The 4,732-nt window shown below is 37.1% G+C and carries 4 protein-coding genes and 1 pseudogene; 4 read left to right on the top strand and 1 reads right to left on the bottom strand.

Annotated elements, in window-relative coordinates; all coding sequences use genetic code 11:
• The first annotated feature begins 122 nt into the window (after positions 1-122).
• The 4 genes from SVN78_08610 (at position 123) to SVN78_08595 (ending at position 2,640) form a co-directional block, all read left to right on the top strand.
• Positions 123-287, top strand: a complete 165-nt coding sequence (locus SVN78_08610; protein MDY6821666.1) for a hypothetical protein — start codon at positions 123-125, stop codon at positions 285-287.
• Positions 288-866: 579 nt separating this feature from the next.
• The gene (locus SVN78_08605; GenBank protein ID MDY6821665.1) at positions 867-1,475 is read left to right on the top strand and encodes a hypothetical protein; all 609 of its coding nucleotides are present in this window, start codon (positions 867-869) and stop codon (positions 1,473-1,475) included.
• A gap of 637 nt (positions 1,476-2,112) precedes the next feature.
• Positions 2,113-2,304 (top strand): hypothetical protein, encoded by a 192-nt coding sequence (locus SVN78_08600; GenBank protein ID MDY6821664.1) that lies wholly within the window; start codon positions 2,113-2,115, stop codon positions 2,302-2,304.
• A gap of 153 nt (positions 2,305-2,457) precedes the next feature.
• Complete coding sequence (locus tag SVN78_08595; GenBank protein MDY6821663.1) at positions 2,458-2,640, top strand: hypothetical protein; 183 nt, start codon at positions 2,458-2,460, stop codon at positions 2,638-2,640.
• Between the two features lie 85 nt (positions 2,641-2,725).
• Here the strand turns inward: SVN78_08595 and SVN78_08590 are convergent.
• Positions 2,726-3,262 (bottom strand): annotated as a pseudogene (locus SVN78_08590) (cytochrome c oxidase subunit 3).
• Positions 3,263-4,732 lie beyond the last annotated feature (1,470 nt).

Here is a 4,732-nt window from a genome sequence, read left to right as displayed (position 1 = left end):
ATACACCTGCTGTTACTAGGGTTGAAGAGTGAACGAGGGCTGAGACGGGTGTTGGGGCTGCTATTGCCGCGGGAAGTCATCTCGAAAATGGAATTTGTGCTCTTTTGGTAATTGCTGCTAAGATGATAAGGATATATATAATGTTTGTTTCTTGTAAAACATTAATTGAATTAAATGATCAAAAGTTAAGATTTAATGATAAGGCAATTAGTAAGAGGATAAATGAGTCGCCCACACGGTTTGAAAGGGCTGTAAATATTCCTCCGGCTAAAGCGGTGGGTGATTGATAGTAGATAATTAATAAGAAGGATACAATTCCAAGGCCGTCTCACCCCAATAGAAAGAAGATTGTGTGGGGGATTAAGGCAAATGCATATATTGAGAAAATAAATATTAGTAAAATTAATGAAAATCGAAACACGAATGGGTCATGTCTTATGTAAATAGATGAAAAGATATAAATGTTTGCGGCAATAAATGTTACGGTTAAAATTATTATAAATGAGTATATATCAATAAAGATGGGAATGCTTATATTATTTTCATATGTTGGAATATAAAGTCAGTTTAGTAAGGTTGGGGTATTCATAGACATAAAACCGGAAAAAAAAGTTATAAGAGTTGCTGCGGATAAGAAAAGGGTTGTTGGAATGTGTTTGAGGGTTTTGTTCATTGTTTAGGGTATAGAATACATTAATAAAGTCACAGTTTATTGTTTTTTTTTAAACTACCTAAACTAATGGGCTTTAGTATATTGAATTAGAAGTATGCAAAAAATTGTTGCTTGGAGAAAGCAGACAGCTACTTCAAACAATACATAACCGCTTTGTACTAATAATATAAATGTTATAAGTAAAGGTGAGGTGGTGTATAGAAAGAAGGAGAGGCCGCTTCTAAGGAGTAAAATTAGATGCCCTGCTGTTATGTTCGCGGTGATTCGGAACGCGAGGGTAAGGGGACGTAGTAGAATTCTCGTAAGTTCAATTAGTGTTATAAATGGAGCAAGCCAAAGAGGGGTTGATGCTGGTAAAAAAGATGCAAAGAATGACTTTATGTTTGTTTTAAAAAAGATAAATAATGGTGCAAGTCATAACATGAAGCCTAGTGGAAATGTTATGGTCGGGAAAGTAGTAATTGAGAACGTATATGGAATTAGTCCTGTAAGGTTAAAGAAAATTAATAGACAGAAAGTCGGGGGGATAAATATGTCTCAGCCACTAAATGATTTTTTTCATGGGGATATTTGTGTGAGGATAAATGAAAGTGTTGATGAAATAGCTTGTGTAAAAAAGGAAGGAGTAACTCAGAAAGTCGGGGAAAAAAAAATAAATAGGGATGCTGCGGATAAAAGTGAGCAGAAAGCAAAGAAATTTATATTGAAAAACCCAGATGGTTCTATGCTGGAGAAAACGTTGAATAACATCAAGATTTGGGTAATTCCCATTATTGGCTTTGAAGGCCAAAAGTTTATTTAACTTAAAATCTTATTCATTGCGCGGGGTATTAATAGTAAAATCTCATGCTAAATAAAGTAGAGGAGAAATAAAAAAATATGAAAAATAAAATACTGTAAAGTATTGTCCTAGAGTTTCGAAGGGGGCTTGGACTGGTTTGCCTCCGATTCATGTTAATAGTAAAAAGTTTGTAATGAATGTCCAGAAAAAAATTTGTGACAGGGGATAGAAGGCTGTTGTTTGCCGGGAGTGAAGATGGAGCGCTGGAAGAAGTGCTAAAATTAATACGGCGCCTAGTATTGCTAAAACGCCACCTAATTTGTTTGGAACGGAGCGTAAAATTGTATATGCTCATAAAAAATATCACTCCGGTTTAATGTGAATTGGAGTGGATAGTGGGTTTGCTTTAATAAAGTTTTCTGGCTCTAAAAAGGCGTAAGGAAAAAGAAATACTACAAAGGATAAGATAAGGCAAGCAGCAATAATACCCACTAAGTCTTTGATTGTATAATATGGGTGAAATGGGATAAATGTGTGGGATCATTCTACTCCTAGGGGGTCAGACGAGCCGGTTTGGTGTAGGTATAGTAAGTGAAGAAGTATAATAAATAAAAGGATAAAAGGAAATAAAAAGTGAAAAGCAAAAAATCGTGTAAGTGTGGCATTATTAACTGCGAAGCCCCCTCAGACCCATATTACTAAATCTTTACCAAGAAACGGGACAGCAGATAAAAAGTTTGTGATTACGGTTGCCGCTCAGTATCTTATTTGCCCTCAAGGTAGGACATATCCTATGAATGCAATTATTATAGTTAAGAAAAATATTACAAGGCCTGATATTCACACATGAAATAAGAGATAGGAGCCGTAGTATATTCCTCGGCCGATGTGGCAGTAAAGACAAAAAAAGAATAGGGACGCTCCATTTGCGTGAAATCCGCGTAAGGCTCAGCCGTAGTTGACGTCTCGTGAAATGTGTGCAACGGATGTAAATGCATAGTCTGTGTGGGGTGTAAAGTGTATTGTTAGAAAAATACCTGTAATAATTTGTAGTATGATGCAAAATCCTAGCAGGGAGCCGAAATTTCATCAAATAGAAAGGTTAACAGGGGCGGGTAAAGAAATTAATGAATTATTTAAAATACGTAAAAGAGGTTCTGTTTTTCGTAGTGGTTTTGACATATGACTTTAAGAAAAAGATTGTATTATGAGCCCCACCAGTAGATGCATAAAAATAGAAAAATTCATACTACATCAACAAAGTGTCAGTATCAGGCAGCGGCTTCGAACCCTATGTGGCGATCTGGTGAGAAGTGATGAGATAATGTGCGGTAAAAACATACAATAAGAAAGGTTGTGCCGATTAGAACATGAAGTCCGTGAAACCCTGTGGCTACAAAAAAGATTGAGCCGTAAATTCCGTCTGCAATTGTAAAAGGGGCTTCGTGATATTCGTGGAGTTGTAAGAACGTAAAATAGCCCCCAAGGGTGCATGTAAGAAGTAACGCTTGGGTGGTGTTTTTACGTCTTCCTGCTAAAAGTCCATGGTGGGCCCAGGTTACTGTAAATCCTGAAGCTAGAAGAACAGCGGTGTTAAGTAGCGGCACTGAAAAGGGGTCGATTGGGGTGATTCCTGGGGGAGGTCAAGTGCAGGCAATCTGAGGTGTTGGGGCTAGGGCGGAGTGAAAAAAGCCTCAGAAAAATGCAAAGAAGAATATTACTTCAGATGTAATAAAAAGTAGTATTCCTAGTCGGTGTGCTTGAACTACATATGTGGTGTGAAAGCCTATAAATGTAGCTTCGCGGATTACATCTCGTCATCACTGGGTTATAGTAGCGGCCATGCAAAGTAAGCTTAGAAAAAATAATGACGTATCGTGTTTATGAAATCAAATAACTATTCCCATAGTTATATTAAAGGCTCTTATGGCTCCGCATAGGGGTCATGGTCTTATATCGACTAAGTGAAATGGGCTGCGTGGGGGTGTTGTGGATTGGCGGCGGTTTTGTAAATTGATAAGATTTGACATAAATATAAATAGTAAGAGGATTTATTTATCCATTCATAGATTTACAGTCTACCGCGTTTGTTCGGCCATCTTACTTTATTTTCTTTATGAACTAAACTTTTTGTTTGGAAGACAAATGTACAAATTATACTAAGAAAATAAAAATTAAGGTAAAGCTATTTATCAATGTCAGGTTTTGTTTATAGTTCTAAGTGTTGTGCTTTTTTTGGGTAAGGGGAATACGAGGCTTTGTCGTCATCAAAAAATAGAGGCTAGGCTTAAGGAAAAGATGATAATTAAGAAAAATCTAATAAGTCAGTTTAGGGGTGCTAGTTGTGGCATTTAAATAATATTTAGAGTTGATTTCATTTCGTGTTATTTATAAGAGGTATTTATTTTAGTGTGGCTTTTGGAATAAGTCAGTCAAGGAATGTTTTTGAATTTACTGCTTCAAGCACAATGGGTATAAATGAGTGGTCTCTTCCGCAGATTTCGGAGCATTGTCCATAGAATACTCCAGGAAGATACGAGGTAAACCCAAATTGGTTTTGTCGTCCAGGGATGGCATCAATTTTAACACCAAGACTAGGGACGGCCCATGAGTGAATAACGTCGTATGATGTGGTTAAGAGTTGAATTTGTATACGTATAGGAAACACAGCTCGATTATCGACGTCAAGTAGTCGGTATATGCCTTCTGAGAGATCAGATGTCGGGGTTATATATGAATCAAAAGAAAATCCTTGAAAGGCTTGATATTCATAGCTTCAGTATCATTGGTGCCCAATTGCTTTAAAAGTGAGTTGAGCGTTTGGAATTTCATCTATTACGTAAAGTAGGTGTAAGGAGGGTGCGGCTAGTAAGAATAAAATAATTGCTGGCACTGACGTTCATACGGCTTCAATTTCATGTGCGTGGAGGAGGGTGCGGCAGGTAAATTTATTTATTATTAATTTTGCTAGCACGAAACTTACAAAAGATACTACTAGTAAAACCATAAGTATTGCGTGGTCATGGAGTGCAGATAGTTGATATATTGTTGGGGATGCGGCGTCTTGAAGAGAAAGTTGACCTCAAACTGGCATTTAGGCGGGCCCAGGGGCACATTTCTAAGTAACAGTTAGATGCTATTTAGCTTCCGCCTAAGAGAGTTAAGAAATTAGTTTCTGTTTGTTGGGTAGGGGTAAAAGATTTATAGTGATGCATGGAGTTTCAAGATGTGTGTGAGATTTTGTTGGTGTTTCGTTGTACCATTCTAAACTTGATGGC

The sequence above is a fragment of the Deferribacterota bacterium genome, from assembly GCA_034189185.1.
Taxonomy (GTDB): Bacteria; Chrysiogenota; Deferribacteres; order Deferribacterales; family UBA228; genus UBA228.
The sequence above is the reverse complement of the archived record's forward strand: the minus strand, read 5'-3'. Positions and strand labels throughout refer to the sequence as shown.